Origin of the sequence: Novosphingobium sp. (assembly GCF_031424035.1) — a bacterium.
GTDB lineage: Bacteria > Pseudomonadota > Alphaproteobacteria > Sphingomonadales > Sphingomonadaceae > Novosphingobium.
This window is the reverse complement of sequence record NZ_JANPGP010000095.1, coordinates 1-2223: the sequence shown is the minus strand read 5'-3', so window position 1 is coordinate 2223 and position 2223 is coordinate 1. Positions and strand designations below refer to the sequence as shown.

General features: G+C 67.1%; 2 protein-coding genes and 1 pseudogene. 1 reads left to right on the top strand and 2 read right to left on the bottom strand.

Going from position 1 to position 2223, the window contains the following annotated elements:
- A pseudogene (locus tag RMO89_RS13785) lies at positions 1 to 138 on the bottom strand (sulfurtransferase); the annotation flags it as partial.
- A gap of 148 nt (positions 139 to 286) precedes the next feature.
- Positions 287 to 1468: a hypothetical protein gene (locus RMO89_RS13780; RefSeq protein WP_310533792.1), complete on the bottom strand. Its 1182-nt coding sequence runs from the start codon at positions 1466 to 1468 to the stop codon at positions 287 to 289.
- Positions 1469 to 1590: 122 nt separating this feature from the next.
- On the opposite strand from RMO89_RS13780, the gene queF reads away from it, so the two are divergent.
- Positions 1591 to 2043 (top strand): preQ(1) synthase, encoded by a 453-nt coding sequence (gene queF, locus RMO89_RS13775; protein WP_310533790.1) that lies wholly within the window; start codon positions 1591 to 1593, stop codon positions 2041 to 2043.
- Positions 2044 to 2223: the final 180 nt, after the last annotated feature.

The window sequence follows — 2223 nt, the reverse complement described above, 5'->3', positions numbered from 1 at the left end:
GCCGGGAATGTGCCCGCCTTCGTATTCGGCGAGAGGATCGCGCCCGGCATCGGGCAAGTGGCGGGTGCAATCGACAATCCGCAAGTCGCTCGCGCCCATTTCGGCGGCGAGCCATTCAGTCGAAACAAGGCTATCCATGATTTTCGCGTCCTCCTCGCGGGTCCTCACAGCGCCCCTATCGCTGCAACTGCGAACTGGCTTAGCCCTGCGGGCAAGGCCCGTCGAGGGGGGAATTGGGAATGCAGCAGAGTCCGCCGGAGCGTTGCCGATATCACACGCTACCGCTTCAAACTGCGCGCTGGCCGATCTTCGAATAGGTGCGCGGCCCCAGGTCGAGCCGGAACGGGCGCAGCGCGGCATTGGGGTCGTCAGGCGTCTCCCCGACCACGAAAGTCTGTGCCAGCACTTTGGCCCCGGCGGCAATCCGGAACCGGGCGAGCGGGATGAAATAGGCGGCGGATCCCGATCGGATCGGGACGATCTCGGTCAGCGGCAGGCGGATATCGCCAGTGAATTCGGCGCTTTCACCAGGTGCCAGTTCGACCACTGCGTGGCGCAGCGCCAGCGCCTGATCGCGCGGGGCCACTTGGCGCTCGGTTGGCTGGTCGGCTTGGGCGGCAACCATGTCGCCTTCGATCGCCATAGCCGAGAGCGGTTCATTGCCCGTGTTCGACACTGTCAGCCGGTAGCTTAGCGTGGTCGCCATCAACGAGGCGTTCATCCGCCGCGCTTCCAGCACGATCGCGATGCCCTCCTGCTCGACTGCCAGCGATGCAGCAGCGGGCAGAGCGGGGGCGGGTGCGGTTTTGGACAGCTGCGGTTCGGGCAGCGGCACGGTGGCTGGCGGAACCGCCGGCTGCGAAGACGCGACAATCGGGCGTTCGAACTCGACCTCGACCGGCGCTTCCTCGCGGCGGCGGCGCCACCAGACGAAGCCGAGCGCGGCCAGCAGCAGCGCGAGCAGTCCGGCTCCGACCGGTAGCACCCAGCCGGGCATGCCGCTGCTGGCAGCGGGAGCCAGCGCCGGGGCCGGGCCCTTGGCCGGGGCAGTCGAGAAGATCGGCGCATTGGTTGGTGGAGTAGTCGGTGCTGGGCCAGGCGCGGGCTGGCCGGGTTGGACTTGGGGGGCTTGAGAGCCCGGTGGCAATACGCGCGGTTGGTTCGGCGCAGCCGCAGTGGGGCGCGGTGCGGTTGCAACCGGACGCGGTGTAGCCGAAGTGGACGTAGGTGTCGGCGCCGCAGTCGTCGCTACCGGGGGCAAGACTGGGCTGGGGCGCGGAGTGGGGCGCGGGCCGCTGATCACCGGGTTGTCGGGATCGACCGGGCCCTGGACGCGCGGAGTCGCGGTGCTGCCTGGCCCGGGCGGCAGGCGAAAGCCACTGGCCGATTGCGCCAGCGCAGGCTGGGCAAACGCCGCCAGCGCTCCCGCCAGCAGTGCCGTCCGCATCCTGTCCCCCACCACGCGCATTGCCTACTGTTACCCTGCAAGAATCTGTGCCGCCTTGCGCGGCGGGGCGCTGAATAGGTGGTGAACCCGACAGTTCCAACCGCTGACTTGTGCGCAGTCCACGATCGGGGCATGGCTGCGGCATGGCAGACACACCTAAGCACCTCGGGCAGTCGAGCACGCTGCCCGCTTCACCCGAAGCGGCTGAGCTCGATTATGTCCCCAATCCGCGGCAAGGCGCGCTCTATCTGGTCCGTTTCGCCGCGCCTGAGTTCACCTCGCTTTGCCCGGTTACCGGTCAACCCGATTTCGCGCATCTGGTGATCGACTATGCGCCGGGTGCAACCATCGTCGAATCGAAAAGCCTCAAGCTGTTTCTGGGAGCTTTCCGCAACCACGCAGGTTTTCATGAAGATGTCACCGTCGGGATCGGTCAACGACTGTTCGCCGAAATGCAGCCCAGATGGCTCCGCATCGGCGGTTACTGGTACCCGCGCGGCGGTATTCCGATCGACGTGTTCTGGCAAAGCAGCGCCGCACCTGAGGGGCTGTGGCTACCCGACCAAGGCGTAGCGGGATATCGCGGGCGGGGCTGATCGGGCTTAACCAAACGCCTGCTCAGCGCGTCCCCAAACCGCGCGCGATGATCCCGCGCAGGATCTCACGCGTGCCGCCGCGCAGCGACCAGCTGGGCGCATTGAGGACGATATTGCCGAGGACACTGGCATAGGCCGAGGCGCTCTGCGGATCGGGTTCGCAATCGATCAACTCGCGGG